Here is an 18,542-nt window from a genome sequence, read left to right on the forward strand (position 1 = left end):
CCGTGCGCACCGCAGAAGTCTCCAGCGCTACCGGCTACTCGGTGCAGCGCGTCCGCGACCTGGAGCGCCTCGGCGCCATCCCGCCGGCGGAGCGCGCCGCCAACGGCTACCGCCGGTTCGGCCCCGTCCACGTGCACGCGCTGCGCGCCTACCGGGGCCTGGCCGCCGCGGTCGGCCCGGTCGAGGCCCGCCGCGTCCTGACCGCCGTGCACGCGCTCCCGGTGGAGGCCGCCGCCGCTGAGGCCACCGCCCTGCACGCCCGCCTCGACCGCGATCGGCGCGAGGTGCTCGGAGCCCAGGAGGCCCTGCGGTCGATCCGCGGCGAGCCGGGCTCAGCGGGGGGCGCGGGGAGGGAGTCCGACGCGATGACGGTGGCCGAGCTCGCCGAAGCGCTCGGCGTCCGCCCCTCCGCCCTCCGGTTCTGGGAGGCGGAAGGGCTGCTGGCGCCGGCCCGGGTGACCTCGTCGCGGGCGCGCCGCTACCGGCCCGCCGACGCCGCCCGCGCCCGCATCGTCGCCGCCCTGCGCGGGGGCGGGTACGGGCTGCCCGCCATCCGCGCGGTGCTCGGCACACTGGACGGCGCCGCCGGGCCGAGCTCCGGTGCCGAAGCGGCGGGCGGGACGGTGGAGCAGGTCCTCGCGCACCGGCTCGACCGGATCGCCGCCGCATCGGTCGCCCTGCTCCGCGCCGGAGCCGACCTGGCCGCCGTCGTCGACGGGGCGCACAGCGGGCGGCGCGCCGAGCCGCGGAACCCCGCAGCTGCGCCGCAGCCGGCGAGTCCGCCGAAACCGGATTGACCGGTCGGGAGCCGGGCGCCATGATGGCGCGGTCCGCTGCGCCGCCGCGGCGCACCCGCTGAAGTGCGCTTGCCGGAACCCCGAGGAGCCCGCGTGCCCGTCGACCCCCATTCCACCCTCCACCCCCTCGACGGGCAGAAGCGGGTCGTGCTCCTCAAGCCGCTCGTCACCTCGCCGCTGATCGAGGTGGGGGAGTACAGCTACTACGACGACCCCGGCGACGCGACCGCCTTCGAGACCCGCAACGTCCTCTACCACTACGGGCCGGACAAGCTGGTGATCGGCCGGTACTGCGCCCTGGGCACCGGCACCACGTTCATCATGAACGGCGCGAACCACCGGATGGACGGGCCGTCCACGTTCCCGTTCCCCACCGTGGGCCTGGCCGGTTCGGAGCACTTCGACCTGCTCACCGACCTGCCCAGCCGCGGCGACACCGTCGTGGGGCACGACGTCTGGTTCGGCTACGGTGCGCTGGTCATGCCGGGCGTGCGGATCGGCAACGGCGCGATCATCGCCGCCGGCGCGGTCGTCACCAGCGACGTGCCCGACTACGGCATCGCCGGCGGCAACCCGGCGCGCCTCATCCGCACCCGCTTCGACGCCGCGACCGTCGACCGGCTGCTCGCGGCGGCCTGGTGGGACTGGCCCGCCGCGCACGTCGCCGCGCACGTGCGCGCCATCATGGCGGGCAGCATCGACGAGCTGGAGGCGGCAGCGCCGAAGGAGTAGGGCGGGCCGGGACGGCGTCCGCGGCCCCGAGCGGCGCGTCCCGCCGCAACGGCGCAGCCGCGGCCGGGAGAGTGGTCGGCCGCGGCTGCGCGCGGGGGCGCCCCGCCCGGAGGGAGAGTCGGGCGGGGCGCCCCTTCCGGGAGGGACTGAGAGTTCAGCCGGCGGTGGTGACCTCGTCCGGAGCGGCCGGAAGCTCCGCCTCGTCGGTGATCTCGCCGCTCTCGATGTCCACGGCGTAGATCTTCTGTGCGCCGGGGTCGGTGACGTAGGCGGTGTGGTCGCGCACGTGCAGCGTCGGGCGCGCCTCCTGCCACTCCAGCGGCTCCTCCCACTCGTCGACGACCGGGTGGGAGTCGGTGACCTCGCCCTTCTCCGGGTCGATCACGTGCAGGGCGCCGTCGGTGCCCAGGACGAGCCCTTCGCCGTGCGGCCCGCGGCCCAGCGAGCGGAAGCTGTAGCTGGTGCCGAGGTCGACCAGTTCCAGCTCGCCCGCTGCAGTGTCGGTCACCGAGACGTTTTCCGGCCGCTCCAGCTCGGCGTCCGGGTCGGTCTTGTAGTCGCCGAGCACGTAGGGCGAGTCCGGGTGGCCGGCCTGGTTGCCGATCCGGCCGTAGTCGTCCGGGCTGTCGACCTTGCGGATCCCGTCGCCGCCCTCGGTGTAGACGAGCAGGCCGTCCTCGCAGCCCACGACGACCGCGCCGTCCGCGGCGGTCGCCTCGCCGTGCACCTCCGGGCACTCCTCGCTGCGCACGACCTCCTCGCCGGCTGCATCGAGGACCTGCACGCCGGGCCGCTCCTCCTCGTCGCCGAGCGTGATGAGCATGCCGCCGTCCGCCAGCGGCACGGCAACGCCGTGGTGGGGGTTCTCGGTGGTGTGCGTCTCGGTCTCCGGCTCCCCGCCGCCCAGGTCCTCGGGGTTGAGGAAGGTGACCTCGCCGGTGCCGTCGGAGAACAGCGCGGTGCGGTCGGCGTGGTGGACGGCGTGCCCCGGCTCGGGCGCCTCGAACGCCGTGTCGGTGAGCGCGGCGCCCTGCGCGTCGAGTACGCGGAAGCCGCTGTCGGTGGAGACCAGCACGTGCCGGCCGTCGCCGGCCGGGTTGACGCGCAGGAAGCCCTCCAGCGGGATGTCCTCGACCACGTCGAGGGTGTCGGCGTCGAGCACCAGCAGACCGCCGTCGTAGGTCGCCACCAGCGGCGCCTCGACCTCGGTGGCGGCTCCGTCCGAGGCCGGGGCGCCGCCGCCTCCGCAGGCGGTGGCCAGGACGCCGAGGGCGAGCAGCGCCGCGGCGGGCCCGCCGCGGCGGGCGGCGCGGAGCGCGGGGGACGGGGTGGGGTCGTGCATCGTTCTTCTCTCTCTGGGAGGGCGGGGCGGGGGGATTCCCGCTCCGCGGGTACTGCTCAGCGGGGGAGCGCGGTGCGGGGGACCGCGCCCGGGGGGCTACTCCGCGGCCAGCGCGCCGGCGATCGCCTCAGCGTTGGAGCGGAACATCTCGGGATAGGTGGCCGCCTCGCCGCCGGGTCCGGACAGCGACTCGGTGAACAGCGGGACGACCTCGACCTCGACGCCGGCCTCCTCGGCCATCACCTGCGACAGGCGGTCGGGGCGCGCCGAGTCCGCGAACACAGCGGGCACGCCGGCTTCGCGGACCGCCGAGGACAGCGACTCCAGGTCGGCACCGCTGGGCGAGGCCAGCGTCGTGCCGCCCGGGATGACGGCGCCAAGCACCTCGAAGCCGTAGCGCTGGGCGAAGTAGCCGAACACGTGGTGGTCGGTGACGAGCTTGCGGCGCTCCTCCGGCAGCGCCGCGAACTGCTCTTCGGCCTCCCCGTGCACCTCGGCGACCTGTGCCGAGTAGTCCTCAGCGGCCGCAGCGACGCTGTCGGCATCGACCCCGCCGACCTGCTCGGCGACGGCACCGGCGACCACCTCCGCCGCGCTCTGCACGCGCACCGGGTCGGTCCAGAAGTGCGGGTCGGGCGCGCCTTCGTCCTCGCCGCCGGTGTAGGGCAGCGGATCGACCTCGGCGGCGACCTCCAGCAGCGGGGTGCCGGACTCGCCCGCCGCCTCGACGTGGCGCAGCACCCCCTCCTCCAGGCCCAGGCCGTTGTAGACGACGAGCTCGGCCTGCTCCAGTGCCGCGGCCTGCTGGGCGGCGACGCCGAAGGAGTGCGGGTTGGAGCCGGGTTTCATCAGGACCGTCACCTCGGCCTCGTCGCCGACGACGGAGCGGACCACGTCGCCGAGGATGTCGGTGGTGACGACGATGCCGCTGCGGTCGCCGCCGATCGCCGCGCATCCGGCGCCGGCCGCCAGGGCGAGGGCGGCGAACCCGGCGGAGGCAGTCCGCAGCAGGAGCGGGAGGCGGGCGCGCGGTGCCGCCGCGCGGGCGGGGCCGGGCGCGCCGGCGGCGCGGGCTGCGGGCGAGGGGGCGGTCACCATCCGGTCTCCACGAGGTGGTCGGGGCTGAAGGGCAGGTCGAAAGTGCGCGCGGTGCGCAGGTCGTCCTGGTAGTCGATCTCGGTGACCGATCCGCCGTCCGCGTCGCCGGCGGGGGCGTTGACGTAGGCGCGGGCGGTGTCGATCTGGATGGACGGCACACCGGGGGAGTCCTCCGCCGGCGGTTCCGGCAGCTCGGTGGAGGCGGTCTCCTCGCCCGAGGCGGGGTCGAACGCGCGCAGCGTGCCGTCGCTGCCCAGGACCAGCACCGGAAGATCCTCGCCTGCCGCGCTCGCAGCGGCTGCCTGGCCGGTGTCCAGCACCTCCCAGGAGGACTCGGCCACGTCGAACACCCCGACCGCCCCGTCGCCGTCCACGGCAGCGAGGACCGGGGCGCCCGGGCGGTGTTCCAGCGACTCGGGCGGCCCGAACCCGTCGGGGTAGCCGGTCTCGGAGACCACGGACGGCGCCTCGCCGGACTTCTCCGCCTCGTCGAGGACGACCGCGCCCTCTTCGCAGGCCAGCACGGCTCCGCGGCGGGTGACCGCGGCCGCTGACGGCTCGGTGCACGGCGCGTCCAGCTCAGCCGCCGGCTCTCCCGCGCGGGTGAGGAAGCGCAGCACGCCGTCCCCGCCGTCCCCGCCGGCGGCGACGGTTCCGCCGGAGAAGGGCACCCGCAGGCCGGCGCCGCTCGCGCCGGTCTCGGTGACCTCGCCCTCCTCCAGCGCGGAGCGGTCGAGAACCCGGCTGCCGTCGCCGCCGGCCAGCGCCGTGGCTGCTGTGTCGCCGGTTGCGCGGACCGGCCCGCCGCCCTCCGCGGTGCCGACCAGCGCCGCAGGTGCGCGGTAGTAGTGCACGTGGTCGCCGTGGTCGACGGTCCACGTTCCGGTGTCCACCACCGTGGTGCCGTCGGCGCCGGCGAGGTAGGCGAAGCGCCCGTCGCTGGCGGCGCTCTGCACCCCGTCGGCCGTACCGACCTCTTCGGACTCCTCGGTGGCCGGGTCGAAGAGGTGCACGGCGCCGGTGCCGGCGTCGGCAAGCACCAGCGTCCACTGGGCCTCGGCGGTCTCCTCGGCCCCCTCGACGTAGCCGTGCGGAGTGGCCTCGGCCCCCTCCTGGTCCGAGCCCCGCGGGGCGCCGCAGGATGCGGCCGCCAGGAGCACCGCGAGCAGCACCGGCGGCGCTGTGCGCCGCAGGGGGAGGCGGGGGCGGGGGACGGGGGACGTCGGTTCGGTCATCGTGCGGGCTCGCTTTCGGACGGGGAGAGCGGTGCGGACGCGGGGGGCGCGGAGGGCTCGGGAGGGCCGGAGGGCGCCGGGGTGCGGCTGCTCCGGCCGCGCAGCGCGGCGGCGGCCGCGGAGAGGAAGAAGAAGGCGACGGCGAGTCCGGCGATGGTGGCGCCGGCCGCGGTCCCCCAGTGCCAGGAGACGAGCAGGCCGGCGGCGGTCGCCGCGCCGCCCAGCGCCGCGGCGCCGGCCATGATCGCGGGGATGCTGCGCGCCCACAGCGCCATCGCAGCCGGCGGGGCGATGAGCAGGCCGAACACCAGCAGTGTGCCCACCACCTGGAACGACGCGACGATTGCCAGCGTCACCAGCGCGAGCAGCGCCGCGTGGGCCAGCCGCGGGCGCAGTCCGAGCGAGGCGGCGATGCGGCGGTCGAAGGCGAGTGCGGTGAAGGCCCGGTGCCCGGCCGCGGCCAGCACGGCCGCCGCTGCCAGCGCCGCGGCGAGGACCGCGAGGTCGGCCGGGCGGACCGCGAGGACGTCGCCGAAGAGGAACCCGGTGAGGTCCACCGCGAACGAGCGCTGGTGCGAGACGAGGACGACGCCGAGCGACAGCATGCCCACGAACAGCAGGCCGATCGCGGTGTCCTGGGACAGGCGCCGCGACCGCTCCAGCGCAGTGACGCCGAGCGCCATCGCTGCCGCGCTCGCTGCCGCGCCGACCAGCAGGTTGCCGCCGAGCAGCGACGCGACCGCGACCCCCGGCAGCATCCCGTGCGACAGCGCATCGCCGAAGAACGCCATGCCGCGCAGTACCACCCAGGTCCCGGCGAGGGCGCAGATGCACGCCACCAGCAGTCCCGCGAGCAGTGCCCGGCTGACGAAGGACACCGCGAACGGGGCGAAGAGCCATTCCATGGGGCAGACTGTACAATGAAAATGATTATCAAAACCACTTGGAGGTTCGATGACCCCCGCCACTCTCCCGGCGCTCACCCTGCGCTCGGTCTCCGCCGGCTACCCCGGCCGGCCGGTCCTCGACCAGGTCAGCGGGGTCATCCCGGCCGGGCAGAGCACCGCGCTGACGGGGGCCAACGGGTCGGGGAAATCGACGCTGCTGGGGGTGCTGGCCGGGCTGCACGCGCCCTCGGGCGGTGAGGTCGTACGCAGCCATGAGCGGCCGCCGGCGTTCGTCGTGCAGCGCAGCGCCGTGCCGGACGCACTGCCCCTCACCGTCCGGTCCACCGTGGCGATGGGCCGCTGGGCGCGGCTGGGCCCGTGGCGCCGGCTCCGCGCCCGCGACCGCGCGGTCGTCGCCGAATGCCTCGACCTGCTCGGCATCGCCGGCCTGGCCGGCCGCCAGCTCGGATCGCTCTCCGGCGGGCAGCGCCAGCGTGCGCTCATCGCGCAGGGCCTCGCCCAGGAGTCCGACATCCTGCTACTGGACGAGCCGGCCGCCGGGCTCGACGCGGAGTCGCAGGAGGCCGTCGCCGGCATCCTCGCCGCCATCGCGGGCACGGGGGTCACCGTCGTGCAGGCCACCCACGACCCGGCCGCCGCCGCCCGCTGCCACCAGACCCTCCACTTGGAGGACGGCCGCATCACCGCTGGGCCCGCGGCCGTCCGCTGACCAGAGCCCCGGAACCGCCGCGCGGAACCGGAGCGTGCGGCGGCGCATCAGAACGGGGGACATCCCCCACAAGAGAGACCCGCGATGGCATCCCCCGAACCCGAGACCGGACACGCTGCGCCGCTGCCGGCACCAGCACCCGTATCGCCGGTGGCGACCGCCCTGTGGATGGGCCACGCGCTGCTGCGCTTCGGCGTCTTCGGCTACCTGCTGGTCTACGGCTGGCCCAAGCTCATGCTGATGCAGATGGGGCGGTTGGACTACAGCGCCGCCCTCTACGCGTTCGGCGAGAAGAGCCCGATGGGCCTCTTCTGGAACTTCTTCGCCTATTCGCCGGCGCTGCAGTTCCTCGCCGGCCTGATCGAAGTGCTGGCCGCGCTGCTGCTGATCTGGCGGCGCACCGTGTGGCTCGGCGCGCTGCTCGGAATGGCGTCGATGGGCGCGGTCTTCCTGCTCAACCTGCTCTACGACATCCCCGTCGGCTGGCTCGCCCTCGGCCTCGCCCTCGCCTGTCTCGTGCTCGCGCTGCCGGACCTGCCGCGCCTCGGTCGCTTCCTCGCCGGCCGCGCGACCGGAGCCCCCGCGGTGCCGCGGCCCATCCCGTGGCCGCGCGTGCACCGCATCACCCGCTGGCCCATCGCCGGCCTGGGGCTGGCCATCGTGATCGGCCCCGCCGCGCTTGTCCCATCGGTCGGCCCCACCGAGGCGGATTCGCCGGTGGCCGGTATCTACCGGGTGGCCGAGGACAGCGCGCAGCCCGCCGCGCAGCTCGCCGGCGACGACCGCTGGCAGGCGGCGGCCTTCGGGCAGTACCAGGCGAACAACGGGTCGCTGTTCACCGTGCGCACTGCCGACGGTGACCTGCACGAGGGCGTCTACCGTGTTGACGGTCCGACAGTGGAGATGGACTTCTACCCGGTGCTCGAGGGCGACCGGGGGCTCGTCCGCGAAGTCGAGCACACCGTGGAGCTCACCTGGGAGGAGCACGGCGAGGGCGGCCTCCGGCTGTCCGGTGGCGAGCAGGACCTGGTCCTCGCCCCCGACACCGAGCTGCGCTACCTCTACGACCGCGACTTCTCCTGGGCGCCCCGCCCGGTCGTGAACCGCTGACGCAGCCGACCCGCCCTGCCCGGCGCGGCCGCGCCGGGCAGGCCGCTCTTCCCCGAGCGCGGCCCGCGGGGCAGACCCGAGCGGAATCACTCCGGGTCGGGCGACAGGTGCGCGGTGAAGAAGCGCTGGACGCGCTGCCAGGCGTCGTCGTCGGACGGAGCGTGGAAGCCGATGCCGGCGACGCGGGCGACCGGCGCCAGCGGGCCGAGCGGAAGCCGGTTGGCGAAGCTGTGCCCGGCGTCGGGATACTCCTTCACGTCGTGCTCGATGCCGCGCCGCTCCAGTGCGCCGGTGAGCTTGGCGGCGGCGCCGCGGAGCAGGGGGTCGCGCCGGCCGAAGCTCGCCACCACCGGACACGCGCCGTCCAGAACCGCGGGGTCCTTGGGCAGCTGCCCGTAGTAGGGCGCAGACGCGTCGAAGGACGGTGCCGCCACCAGGGCGAAGCCGCCGCCCATGCAGAAGCCGGCCACGCCGATCCGGCCCGTGCAGTCCGTGCGGCCGGCCAGCATCCGCCGCGCCGCATCGATGTCGTTGAAGGCGCATCCGCGTGCGGCGAGCATCTCGGAGAAGACCCGCTTCACACAGCGTGCGCGGCCCCCGCGCGCATACAGGTCCGGGCTGAGCGCCAGGAAGCCGGCCTCGGCGAACCGCGCGGTGTGTCTGCGCTGGTCGTCGCCCATGCCGAACACGTCGTGCACGATCACGACGCCGGGCCACGGCGGGGCGCCGGCCGCCGCGCCGGGGACGGCGAGCTCGCCGCCGATCGAGCCGTCCGCAACAGGGATCACCGTCTCCATGCGCGGAGCCTAATCACGCCCCGCCGCACCGTCCATGGGCCCTGGCGCGAGAAAACCCTTCGGCAGGGTGCGCCGGAGGCGGTAGTGTCGGCGCCGCTTTCCGCCAGGCGCTGCGCCGCGGAGCTGCGCGAACCCGACGAGTGGAGGACACCGCCCGCATGGACACCGCCCTTGGCCTGCCCCGGGAGATCACCGCCGCACTGGCCGAGCACTACGGACTGGCCGGTCTCCGCCTGGAGCCGGTGGACGGGGGCGCCGACCGCGCGGCACAGCTGTGGCGGGCCACCGGCCCCGGCAGCCGCGGCTACGCGGTCAAAGCGACCCGCGGCGGGTCGGCGTCCGGCCTGCTGCTCGCCGCCGCCCTCGACACCGCACGGCCGGGCAGCACGCCGGCGCCGCTGCGCACCCGCGCCGGCGCGCTCTACGTCGACCTCCCCGGGGACACCGTGGCGACCGAACCGGAGGTCGGGCCGGGCGCCGCGCGCGGCAACCGCGGACTGGCCGAGCCGGCCAGCGGAGCTTCGCGTGCCGCCATCCCGGAGGAGCCCGCCTTCGGAGCGCGGCCAGTAGGGACGGAAGAGGCGCAGTCCGGAGCGCCGCGCGCGGGCGGTGCGCAGGCAGTCGGCCGTCCGCCGCTGCGCCTGTCCGTCGCACCGTGGATCGAGGGGCCGACCGCCATGGACACCGGCCTGGACGCTGGGGGCTGGCGCGCGTTCGGCGCACTGCTGGCCGCGTTGCACGCCCTTGATCCCGGCGACGAGCTGCGCGCCGCGCTGCCGCGTGAGCGGTTCGACGCCGGCTACTGGGCAGCGGAGTTCCTCCGCGTCGACGCGGCCGCTGACCGCCCGCCGGCCGACGCCACCGCGGAACACGCCGCCGCACTGTGGGAGAAGCACCGCGCCGCGCTGCACACCGCCCACCGCACCGCGCTCGCGGCAGCAGCGGAGCTGCAGGGCCGCGCCGCCGAGTTCGCCTCCGTGCCCTGCCACGCCGACCCGCACCTGGGCAACGTGCTCGCCAGCCAGGACGGCCCGGTCCTGATCGACTTCGACGACGCCGTCCTCGCGCCGCCCGAGCGCGACCTGATGTTCGTGCTCGGCGGCGGTGTCCTCGCCGGCCAGCCGGCGTCTGCCGCCGACCAGGACCACTTCGCCAGCGGCTACGGCACCCTCCGCCCCGACCCGCGGCTGCTCACCTACTACCGCTGCCTCCGCACCCTCGAAGACGCCGCCGAACTCGCGGACGCGGCCCTGGACCCCGACGCAGCGGACCGCGCCTTCGCCCTGCACCACCTAAGCGGCCTGTTCTCGCCCACCGGCCTCCTCGCCCAGGCGGTGCCGGCCTCGCACCGGTCTGCCTGATCCGCGGCGGCCCAGGCGGTGAACCGGAAGCGAAGCAGGGTTCCGCTGACCGCTGCCCCTTCTCCGCAGGAGAGGGGCGGCCCGCGGCCCGCTGGAGCACGATGGGCAGTGGACCGCAGCAGCGCCGGAGGGCGGGCACGGAAGGAGACCGGATGGGGCGTGAGCGCTCGTTCGTGGTGACCGGCGGCGCCGGCGGTATCGGCCGGGTGGTCGCGGAGCGGCTGGCCCGGAGCGGGCACGTCGTCGTCCTCGATCCCGCCGCGGATCCGGCCCAGGATGGGGACCGGATCCACGCGGTCCAGGGGGATGCGGACGATCCCGACTCCGCGCTGCGGGCGGCCCGCGAGGCCGAGTCCCGCGCGCCCCTGGACGGCTGGGTGAACAACGCCGCCGTCTTCCGCGACGCCGGCCTGGCCGGTGCCCCGGCGCGTGAGGTGGCGGACCTGATCGCTGCGAACCTCAATTTGGCCGTCGTGGGGTGCCACACCGCGGTCAACCACTTCCTGGAGCACGGTCGCACCGGATCGATTGTGAACGTCTCATCGCACCAGGCGCAGCGGCCGGTGCGCGGCGCCCTGCCCTACGCGACCGCGCAGGCCGCCGTCGAAGGGCTGACGCGCGCGGTCGCGGTGGACCACGGGCCGCACGGTATCCGCTGCAACGCGCTCGCTCTGGGATCGATCGCCACCGCCCGCTCCGAGGAGTACCGGCGCGCCCACCCCGGCGTGGACGCGCAACTGGCTGTCCTCCACCCCCTCGGACGCGCCGGCGAACCGGGCGAGGCCGCCGACGCCGTCGAGTTCCTCCTCTCCGCCAGGTCCGGATACCTCACCGGAGCAGTCCTGCCCCTCGACGGCGGCCGCTCAGTCCTCGGCCCCGACCCCGAAGCCGTCTGACCCTGCCCGGCTGCCCGAACCGGTTGCCTCCGCTGCGCCCGCCGGCGGATCCGGCCGCAGCGGCAGAGGCGCGGATCGGTGTCTGCGGCTGGAGGCGTCCCGTCCCCGGGAACGGCGGGAAGCGCGCGGTTGCCGGGGATGGCGCAGTGGAGCACGATGAGGGGCTTCTCGGGCAGTACGGCAGCACGGAGGCGGAGTGCAGGGCGAGGACGAGGCAGTGGACGTTGAACAGCTGTCGGAAGACCCGCTGCCCGACCTGATCACCGGATGCCTGCTCGGCGGGGCCATCGGCGACGCCCTGGGCGAACCGCTGGAGGCGCTGAGCCGCGACCGGATCGCCGACATGGGCGGCGCGTGGCCCGACGCTACGGCGCTGGACATGGGTGCCCGCCGCCTGGACGTCAGCGATGAGACCCAACTGTGCCTGCTCACAGCGCGTGCCATTCTCCAGGCGTCGGTCCGCGCCCGCGCCAAGGGAATCGGCGGCGCCCTGACCGGTATCGTCCAGGCCGCCTACCTCACCTGGCTCCACCACGTGGAAGGCGGCCCGGCTCCCGACATCCGCATCGGCCTCGGCCTGCTGCAGGACGCCGCGCTCTCCCGGCGCACGCCGTCGGGCAAGTCCACCATGGCGGCGCTGCGCAAAGCCGCGGCGCGCAAGCGGCCGGGGGCGCCGCTGGGCACACTGGCGGAGCGCATCAACGGTTCTCCGGGCAACGGAGCGCTGGTCCGCTCCGCGCCGTTCGGCCTGATCTGGAAGCGGGGAGCCGCTTTCGATGCCGCGGTGGAGTGCGCCGCCCTCACCCATGGGTCGCCCGACGCCCGCCTCCCCGCGGGCGCCTTCGCCGCCGCAGTCTGGACCCTGCTCCGCGGCGGCAGCCTCCCCGGCGCCCTCCGGGGCGCCCGGGAGGAACTCCTCCGCCACCCGGGCCACGAGCCGACCGCGGCGGCGCTCGACGCCGCGGTCAGCGCAGCGGCCGAAGGCCCGCCCTCGGCCGGCGCGGTCGAGCGGTTCGGCCCCGGCCGGACCGGCCCTGAAGCGCTGGCTATCGCCGTCTACGCGGCACTGGCGGCGGAGCGCGCACCGGACCGCCGACGGCACTCGCACAGCCCGGTCGCTAGCACGGCGCTGGAGCTGGCCGTGGACCACCGCGGCGACAGCGACGCCACCGGCGCGCTGTGCGGCCAGCTGATCGGCGCCCGCTACGGCACCCCGGCCCTCCCCGGCCGGCTGCAGTCGGAACTGCCCGCCCGCCGCGCCATCCTGCTCCTCGCAGCCGACCTTGCCCTCGAATTCGGCCCCGACGCCCCCACCGGCGCCTGGGGCGCCCCGCCCATGTCCTGGCACGCCGCCTACCCCGACGCCTGACCGCCGAGCGGCCGCCAATGCCCGATCCCGCATGCGCTCAGGTGTGGCCAACGATCCCCTGCTCGGCACATTTCGAAGAGGAATCCCGCGGGCCCCGGGCGGTCCCGCCTTGTGCTCGCCGAACCCGTTCTAAAAAGTCTGCCCCTGCACCTACGCGGCCGCGTCCCCTATCCAGGTTCCCTAAGCAGCGGAGACGTCCGCTATCCGGGCGGACCGGATCCCGGGCCAGTAGGGGGATCCGGTCTGGGGCAATCGCGGATCCGGGGTGGGCCCATTCGGGGATCCGGTCGGGGCCGGAGGGTGGAGCCGCACGCCCGGAGACGCCGGGCGGCGGAGAGGAGCCCTGGAATGGGGTGGACGGATCTCCCGATCGGCGCCGCCGACGCCGAGCGGTGGGTGACCAGGACCGGATGCGCCACGGTCCTCCTGCTCGCCGACACGCTCACCAGCGGGCAGCGGCTGCTGCCCGTCGCCGAAGAACTGGGGCGCGATCCGCGCGTCCAACTGGTCGCCGCCGTGCCGCCGGGGCGGTTCTCCCGCGGTGCGCACGGCTGGCTGGAGACGGCCGGGTTCGTGGTGCTTCCCTGGGACCAGGTGCTGCGGACCTCCGTCGACCTGGTCCTGGCCTCCGGCTCTACCGGCATCGCCCAGGTGCACGGGCCGGTGGTGCTGATCCCGCACGGTGTCGGCTTCATCAAAGTTCCCGACCGCGGGAATGGCGCCCCGGCCGGCGCGGACGCCTTCGGATTGGGCGGCCAGTGGCTGGTCGAGGACGGCCGCGTGGTGCCCGCCGCCATCGTCCTCGCCCACGGAGAGGAACGCGACCGCCTGGCGCTGGCCTGCCCCGCCGCTGCCCCCGCCGCCGTCGTCGCCGGCGACCCCTGCGCGGACGCGCTGCTTGCAGGGCGCCGCCCGCCGCGGCCCGCCCGCCCGGGGCGCGGTGCCCGTCGGCCCCGGCTGGTGCTGTCGAGCACCTGGGGCCCGCAGTCGCTGATGGCCGCGCGCATCGACCGGCTGCCGGGTATTGCCCGGGAAGCCGCCGCTGCGGGGTGGCAGGTCTGCCTGCTCAGCCACCCCAACGTGTGGGCGGCGCACGGCCGCTGGCAGGTACAGCGCTGGCTGAAGCCGTTTCGCCAGGCCGGGGGAGAGGTACTAGCCCCCGAGGACGACTGGTGCGCCGCACTCGCCGCAGCCGATGCCGTCGTCGGCGACCACGGGTCGGTCCTCCTCTATGCCACCCTGACCCGCGCGCCGGTCCTCCGTTGGAACGGCACAGGTGCCCGGGTGGCCCCGTCCTCGCCCATGGCGGAGCTGCTCCGCATCGCCCCGCCTGTCCCGGACCGCGGCCCCGCCTTCCCTGCCGTCGCTGCGGCGGTCCGTTCCGGCCGCGACCCCCGCCTCGACACCGTCGCGGCTCGTATCACCGACCACCCCGGACGGTTCTTCGAGCGCCTCCTGCCGGTGCTCTACCGGACGCTTGGCATCCAACCGCCGGATCCCGGTGCCGTGCCACCCGGAACGGAACTGCCGCAGTCGGGCTCGTTCGCACACCAGGAAGGGGGAGATGCACGATGAAACCGAAGATCGTCGTCGTAGGGACGGCTCACCTGGGGGTCACGGTCCCCGTTGACGCCTTCCCGGTGCAGACCGGGCCCACTCGGCACCCGCAGTGGGTCCGGACCGAAGCCACTGGTGTGGGAGCCAACGTCGCGGGCGCTTGCGCCGCGCTCGGTTCACGCGTGGAGCTGTGCACCGTCGTGGGCGCCGACCACGCCGGGGACCTGATCCGTTCCTGCCTGCGGACCCGCGGCCTGCTGGGTCGCGGGGTGGTGACGGCGGAGCGCTCCACCGTGGCCGTCGACCTCGTCGGCGGGGACGGCAGCCGCGCCGGCCACTCCTTCCTCCGCCCGATCGAGGACGAGACCTACCCGGAGGCACTCTTCGCCGAGCTGGTGGAGGGTGCCGACGCAGCGGTGCTGACCACGGCGGGGCTGTCTCGGCCGCTGCTTGCGGCGGCCCGGCGAGCCGGGGTACCGGTCGCCACCGACCTGCATCAGATCTCCGATATCGCCGATGAGGACCGGTCGGCCTGGCTGCACGCCGCGGACATCCTGTTCTGCTCCCACGAGCGGCTGCCCGCTTCGCCCCGCGAGTGGATCGCGTCGGTCTTCGCCGCCTACCCCGGCTGCGCGGTGGCCGGCGTCGGCTGTGGCGCGGAAGGGGCAGTGCTGGGCCTGCGCGATGGCACTCTTGTCCGGGCCCGCACCGAACTGCCGCGCTCGCTGATCTCAGTAATCGGCGCCGGAGACACCCTGTTCGCGACCTTCCTGCACTCCTGGCTGTCAACGGGACAGCCCGTACGGGCGCTGTCCGACGCCGTCCTGCACGCGGCGTGGCGCATCGGCGCAACCAGAACTGGCGACACTCTTCTCACGGCGGATCAGCTCCGGGCCCTGGCCCGGACCCATCCGGTGGAGGTTGAGCTGGGCCGGTGGGACCTTCGGGAGGGCCGCATTCCGTGATTCCGTCCAGCAGCGCCTGAGCCTCGGCTGTGCGCTGGGCGTCCCCGGCCTCATAGAGCAGTGAAAGCGCCCGCGCCAAGGTATCGCGGGCGCTTGCACTGTCTCCTGACCGGAGGTCGAAGACACCGAGGGCGAGCAGGGCAATACCGCCTTCGCGCGTAGCGCCGGCCTCCTCAGCTGCCCAGCGGGCGTGCTGAAGCGCCGTTCGTGCCCGCACAGGATCGCGGTCAGCGATGAGAGAGGCCAATTCTGTACAGGCAGTGGCCGTCCTGAGTCCGTTGAACGGATCCCGGAACAGCTCGATTGCTTGCTCCAGGGCTGATTCCGCCTCTGTATACCGGTCTTGGGCTCGGTAGACGCGGCCGAGATTCGTCAAGGTGATGGCCCGGCTATTGGTGCGTCCGGGAACAGAGTCCAGATCCAGTGCGCGAGTGAGCGGATCGAGCGCCGCAGCGGGGTCCCCTCCGTCGAGGAAGACGATTCCGCGGCGCTGCAGCGTCTGCGCCAATCGGCCCTTCTCGCCCAACTCCCGCCAAATTTCCTCGGCCTGAGTGAGAGCTGCGTGTGCCTCCTGGAGTTCACCTAGGGCGCCGTGCACCAGTCCGTCTCGGCCGAGTAGTCGGGCATACTGCCACTGGTCGTTTGCGGTTCGTGCAGCGGCCAATGCTGCGGAGCGGCCCTTCCGCCATGCATCGGTGTCGTGGCGCAGGAGAAAAAGCAGCCAGAGCCCGTCCGCGAGAACGAGCGCCGCGTTGTGCATTCCTAGCGCTTGCGCTTCCCTGGCTAGGGATATGAGGGCACTGCGCTCACTGAGGAGCCAGTCCATGGCATCGCCCTGGTCGGCGAAGATTGAGGGCTGGGTGGCGGCCGCGCGGTTGCGGGTTGTGTAGGAGCGTAGGAGCCGGTCGGCGGCCCGCGCGCGCTCAGCGTAGTGGCCGCACAGCAGGGTGACGATGCGCTCCCGCGGTGCTTCCTCGTCCCTGTCGGCACATTCGCGGGCGTGCAGGTGGAGCAGGTCATGGATGCGGTAGCGCCCCGGAGCCCGCTCGCGGAGCAGGCTGCACGCGGTCAAGGTGCGCAGCGGAGCGCGGGCCTCCTGAGGGGAGCACTCCAGCAGCACTGCCGCAGTAGAGCGGTCTACTTCGCTGCCCGGGAACCAGCCGAGGCGGCGGTACAGGCGCTGTGCTGGTTCGGGAAGAGCCTCATACGAGGCGTCGAACGTGGCACGCACGGAGGACTCGACTTCCTCGTCAGGGCTCAGCGCCGCGAGTCTTGCGCTGCGTTTCTCCAGGTCCGCGGTGACCCACCGCAGTGCGCACTTCCCGCCCAACTGCACCCCCACGGCAGCGGCCACGACGGCGATCGGAAGCCCGCCGCACAGGTGTGCGGCGCGCTCCACGAGTGCGGCGTCGGCCGGGCGGGGATCGGTGAGCCGACGCAGCAGGGCGGTTGAGTCGCTGTCGGAGAGCGGTCCTATCTGCAGGAAGCGGGCGCCGTCCACGCGCAGTCCTGCCAGCCGGTGGCGGCTGGTGGCCAGAACCAGATGATGGCCGGGACCCGGCAAGAGTGCGCGGACCTGGGCCGCGGTCGCTGCGTCGTCAAGCAGGATGATGTGCCGCCGGCCTGCGGTGACCGAGCGGTAGACGGCAGACCGGGTGGCTGTGTCGGCGGGAACGCGTTCCGGCGGGACACCCAGCGCGGTCAGGAAGTGGGTGAGGACGTCGCCCACGTCGGCCGGGCCGCCCGCGGAGTAGGCGCCGAGGTCGCAGTAGAGCTGTCCGTCCGTTGCTGCGGGTGCGTGCCGAAGCGCTGCGTGGGTGGCGAGTGCGGACTTCCCGACCCCGCCGGCGCCACTGAGGACGACGATTCGGATGTCCGCCGACTCCATTTCGGAGCCGCGCGCCGCGGCACGTTCAAAGTCGCCGAGTTCGCTGGCGCGCCCGGTGAACGCGGGCACGGGAAGCGGCAGCTGGCGCGGTGGTTCCCGGTCGGGGGCCACGTGGACGTGCACTCCGCCGTGCACCGTCCCGGCCTGCACCGCGAATCCGCTGACATCGCCACCGATTGTCGACTGTGCCTCGGGGATCTCGTCTCCGTGCCCGCGACGACCCACCGTGACCGCCTATTCCTCGATAGAGAAGACAATTCATACTAGAGTGTATTTCGGACTGTACCGCACGGTAATTCGAGCTAATGTTCGGTCAGGGCGGTTTGGTGATGTCCGAGGAGAATGCGGCCAGTGATCCATTCTCGGTAGCGGTCTGGTCGGGTCAGGTGGCGCGGTCGTGCTCGTGTGGAGCAGGGCGGCGGCAGTGGTCGACCCGACGCGCTCGGGGCTGAGGGCCGGCGAGGAACTCGATCGTGGCGGACCGCACCGGCAGCACGGCGGTGCCGCACGCCTGCCCACGGCCCCGGAACTGGACGACTCGGGTCCGGTGGGCGAGGTCATCTCGCTGTGGCTGGCGACCGCCGGTACCGGCGCCCAGTTGACCCATCGGCTGATCAACCGACTAGAAGACGTCGCATTCAGCATGGCCGGCGATCCCGGTTCCCCCACCCGCCGCCCCGCACGGCCGGCCGAGTAGCGGCCGCGCGCATCGGCGCATCCTTGCCTTCGAGACGGAGCAATTCCATGGCCCACGAGATCACCGTCCCGCTGCTTCCGTGCCGATCCATCGACGAGATCGTCGAGTTCTACACCATGCTCGGCTTCACCCGGACCTACTACCAGGCCCGCCCGTACCCGTGCGTTGGTCTGCAGCGAGAAGAATTCCAGCTGCAGTTCTTCGGCTTGCCGGACTTCAGGCCGGAGGACTCCTACGGCAGTTGCGTGGTCGCGGTGCCCGACACCCAAGGGCTCTTCGAGGCGTTCGCCGCGGGCATGCGCGCGGTCCACGGCAAGCTCCTGGTTTCCGGGATTCCGCGGATGACCCGCCCGCGGAAGCGCAAGAATGCCGACAACCGCTCCGGGTTCACGGTCATCGACCCCGGTGGGAACTGGATCCGGATCTTCCCGCTCGTGGGTACCGGCGACACCGGTGCGCCCGCAATCGGCAAACTGGCCAAGGCGCTGGAGAACGCCGTCGTGCTCGGCGACTCCAAGGGCGACAATCAGCAGGCGGCGAAGATCCTGGACGCCACGCTGGCCCGGGAGCAGGATGGCGCACCGGCCGCCGAACTGGTCGAGGCGTTGGCCTACCGCGCAGAACTCGCCATCCGCGCCGACGACACCGCCGCCGCGGTCGATGCCCTCACCCGCGCCCGCACCGTCCCCCTCACCGAAGCCGAACGCAGCGAACTCACCGCGCACCGGGTCGGTCTCGAAGACCTCGCGGCTGTCGTCGGCCTCGCGCCCTAGAGGGGAATTCCGAAGTCGAGTGTCCGCTGCACGGACAGGCGCCACCCCAGACCGGCGCGGAACTCCACCGTGGCAGACCGCATCGGCAGGACGGCGGTGCAAATATCGCTACTGGGTCCCGTACTCATCGGTGCAGGTCAGGATTGGTTCTGGAACGGTGGCACCAGGAAGGGCTCAGTCGGACGGGGGCGAATCTTTCGTTGGTTTCTGCGCGATTGGGGCATTCAGTATCGGTGGGGGCCGGGCAGGAAAAAGCCGCCCCTTGCGGAGCGGCTCGGTCTACCTGGCATAGCGGGCGCTTCGGCCCG

17 protein-coding genes are annotated in these 18,542 nt (G+C 73.9%); 11 read left to right on the forward strand and 6 right to left on the reverse strand.

What is annotated here, in order from left to right:
- Positions 1 to 2: 2 nt before the first annotated feature.
- On the forward strand, positions 3 to 797 hold the full coding sequence (locus tag ACYVGT_RS00335; RefSeq protein ID WP_460854277.1) for a MerR family transcriptional regulator: 795 nt from the start codon (positions 3 to 5) through the stop codon (positions 795 to 797).
- A gap of 93 nt (positions 798 to 890) precedes the next feature.
- A complete protein-coding gene (locus ACYVGT_RS00340; protein ID WP_460854278.1) occupies positions 891 to 1,529 on the forward strand; it encodes a CatB-related O-acetyltransferase in 639 nt (212 codons plus the stop codon).
- A gap of 154 nt (positions 1,530 to 1,683) precedes the next feature.
- On the opposite strand, the gene aztD is transcribed toward ACYVGT_RS00340, so the two are convergent.
- From aztD to aztB, 4 genes are all read right to left on the reverse strand, one after another.
- A complete protein-coding gene (gene aztD, locus ACYVGT_RS00345; protein WP_460854279.1) occupies positions 1,684 to 2,871 on the reverse strand; it encodes a zinc metallochaperone AztD in 1,188 nt (395 codons plus the stop codon).
- Positions 2,872 to 2,967: 96 nt separating this feature from the next.
- Positions 2,968 to 3,969 carry a zinc ABC transporter substrate-binding protein AztC gene (gene aztC / locus ACYVGT_RS00350; protein ID WP_460854280.1) on the reverse strand — a complete coding sequence of 334 codons (1,002 nt, stop codon included), beginning with the start codon at positions 3,967 to 3,969 and terminating at the stop codon, positions 2,968 to 2,970.
- On the reverse strand, positions 3,963 to 5,204 hold the full coding sequence (locus ACYVGT_RS00355; RefSeq protein WP_460854281.1) for a hypothetical protein: 1,242 nt from the start codon (positions 5,202 to 5,204) through the stop codon (positions 3,963 to 3,965). Before ACYVGT_RS00355 ends, aztC begins: the two co-directional genes overlap by 7 nt.
- A complete protein-coding gene (gene aztB / locus ACYVGT_RS00360) occupies positions 5,201 to 6,109 on the reverse strand; it encodes a zinc ABC transporter permease AztB (protein WP_460854282.1) in 909 nt (302 codons plus the stop codon). Before aztB ends, ACYVGT_RS00355 begins: the two co-directional genes overlap by 4 nt.
- Before the next feature lie 49 nt (positions 6,110 to 6,158).
- Between aztB and aztA the strand changes: the two genes are divergently transcribed.
- Complete coding sequence (gene aztA / locus ACYVGT_RS00365; RefSeq protein ID WP_460854283.1) at positions 6,159 to 6,821, forward strand: zinc ABC transporter ATP-binding protein AztA; 663 nt, start codon at positions 6,159 to 6,161, stop codon at positions 6,819 to 6,821.
- A gap of 84 nt (positions 6,822 to 6,905) precedes the next feature.
- The gene (locus tag ACYVGT_RS00370) at positions 6,906 to 7,931 is read left to right on the forward strand and encodes a hypothetical protein (protein WP_460854284.1); all 1,026 of its coding nucleotides are present in this window, start codon (positions 6,906 to 6,908) and stop codon (positions 7,929 to 7,931) included.
- An 86-nt stretch (positions 7,932 to 8,017) separates the two neighbouring features.
- On the opposite strand, the gene ACYVGT_RS00375 is transcribed toward ACYVGT_RS00370, so the two are convergent.
- Positions 8,018 to 8,728 carry a dienelactone hydrolase family protein gene (locus ACYVGT_RS00375; protein ID WP_460854285.1) on the reverse strand — a complete coding sequence of 237 codons (711 nt, stop codon included), beginning with the start codon at positions 8,726 to 8,728 and terminating at the stop codon, positions 8,018 to 8,020.
- Positions 8,729 to 8,886: 158 nt separating this feature from the next.
- Between ACYVGT_RS00375 and ACYVGT_RS00380 the strand changes: the two genes are divergently transcribed.
- The 5 genes from ACYVGT_RS00380 (at position 8,887) to ACYVGT_RS00400 (ending at position 14,876) form a co-directional block, all read left to right on the forward strand.
- A complete protein-coding gene (locus ACYVGT_RS00380; RefSeq protein WP_460854286.1) occupies positions 8,887 to 10,089 on the forward strand; it encodes a phosphotransferase family protein in 1,203 nt (400 codons plus the stop codon).
- Positions 10,090 to 10,241: 152 nt separating this feature from the next.
- Positions 10,242 to 10,985 (forward strand): SDR family NAD(P)-dependent oxidoreductase, encoded by a 744-nt coding sequence (locus ACYVGT_RS00385; RefSeq protein WP_460854287.1) that lies wholly within the window; start codon positions 10,242 to 10,244, stop codon positions 10,983 to 10,985.
- Positions 10,986 to 11,202: 217 nt separating this feature from the next.
- Complete coding sequence (locus ACYVGT_RS00390) at positions 11,203 to 12,354, forward strand: ADP-ribosylglycohydrolase family protein (RefSeq protein WP_460854288.1); 1,152 nt, start codon at positions 11,203 to 11,205, stop codon at positions 12,352 to 12,354.
- A 348-nt stretch (positions 12,355 to 12,702) separates the two neighbouring features.
- A complete protein-coding gene (locus ACYVGT_RS00395; RefSeq protein ID WP_460854289.1) occupies positions 12,703 to 13,929 on the forward strand; it encodes a hypothetical protein in 1,227 nt (408 codons plus the stop codon).
- The gene (locus ACYVGT_RS00400; protein ID WP_460854290.1) at positions 13,926 to 14,876 is read left to right on the forward strand and encodes a carbohydrate kinase family protein; all 951 of its coding nucleotides are present in this window, start codon (positions 13,926 to 13,928) and stop codon (positions 14,874 to 14,876) included. Before ACYVGT_RS00395 ends, ACYVGT_RS00400 begins: the two co-directional genes overlap by 4 nt.
- Here ACYVGT_RS00400 and ACYVGT_RS00405 read toward each other — a convergent pair.
- Positions 14,785 to 16,989 (reverse strand): tetratricopeptide repeat protein, encoded by a 2,205-nt coding sequence (locus tag ACYVGT_RS00405; RefSeq protein WP_460854291.1) that lies wholly within the window; start codon positions 16,987 to 16,989, stop codon positions 14,785 to 14,787. The two genes, ACYVGT_RS00400 and ACYVGT_RS00405, sit on opposite strands and share 92 nt — an antisense overlap.
- 172 nt (positions 16,990 to 17,161) lie before the next feature.
- Here ACYVGT_RS00405 and ACYVGT_RS00410 point away from each other — a divergent pair, with 172 nt between their 5' ends.
- On the forward strand, positions 17,162 to 17,461 hold the full coding sequence (locus ACYVGT_RS00410; RefSeq protein ID WP_460854292.1) for a hypothetical protein: 300 nt from the start codon (positions 17,162 to 17,164) through the stop codon (positions 17,459 to 17,461).
- A gap of 47 nt (positions 17,462 to 17,508) precedes the next feature.
- Entirely contained in the window at positions 17,509 to 18,234 is a 726-nt protein-coding gene (locus tag ACYVGT_RS00415; RefSeq protein ID WP_460854293.1) for a VOC family protein, read from the forward strand.
- The last annotated feature ends 308 nt before the right edge of the window (positions 18,235 to 18,542 follow it).

This window comes from Nocardiopsis coralliicola, assembly GCF_054779695.1.

What these genes read in the sequence shown, in the direction of transcription:
- aztD (WP_460854279.1), bottom strand. Translation starts at nt 2,871, where the DNA reads ATGCACGACCCCACCCCGTCCCCCGCGCTCCGCGCCGCCCGCCGCGGC.
- aztC (WP_460854280.1), bottom strand. Translation starts at nt 3,969, where the DNA reads ATGGTGACCGCCCCCTCGCCCGCAGCCCGCGCCGCCGGCGCGCCCGGC.
- ACYVGT_RS00355 (WP_460854281.1), bottom strand. Translation starts at nt 5,204, where the DNA reads ATGACCGAACCGACGTCCCCCGTCCCCCGCCCCCGCCTCCCCCTGCGG.
- aztB (WP_460854282.1), bottom strand. Translation starts at nt 6,109, where the DNA reads ATGGAATGGCTCTTCGCCCCGTTCGCGGTGTCCTTCGTCAGCCGGGCA.
- aztA (WP_460854283.1), top strand. Translation starts at nt 6,159, where the DNA reads ATGACCCCCGCCACTCTCCCGGCGCTCACCCTGCGCTCGGTCTCCGCC.
- ACYVGT_RS00370 (WP_460854284.1), top strand. Translation starts at nt 6,906, where the DNA reads ATGGCATCCCCCGAACCCGAGACCGGACACGCTGCGCCGCTGCCGGCA.
- ACYVGT_RS00375 (WP_460854285.1), bottom strand. Translation starts at nt 8,728, where the DNA reads ATGGAGACGGTGATCCCTGTTGCGGACGGCTCGATCGGCGGCGAGCTC.
- ACYVGT_RS00380 (WP_460854286.1), top strand. Translation starts at nt 8,887, where the DNA reads ATGGACACCGCCCTTGGCCTGCCCCGGGAGATCACCGCCGCACTGGCC.
- ACYVGT_RS00385 (WP_460854287.1), top strand. Translation starts at nt 10,242, where the DNA reads ATGGGGCGTGAGCGCTCGTTCGTGGTGACCGGCGGCGCCGGCGGTATC.
- ACYVGT_RS00395 (WP_460854289.1), top strand. Translation starts at nt 12,703, where the DNA reads ATGGGGTGGACGGATCTCCCGATCGGCGCCGCCGACGCCGAGCGGTGG.
- ACYVGT_RS00400 (WP_460854290.1), top strand. Translation starts at nt 13,926, where the DNA reads ATGAAACCGAAGATCGTCGTCGTAGGGACGGCTCACCTGGGGGTCACG.
- ACYVGT_RS00415 (WP_460854293.1), top strand. Translation starts at nt 17,509, where the DNA reads ATGGCCCACGAGATCACCGTCCCGCTGCTTCCGTGCCGATCCATCGAC.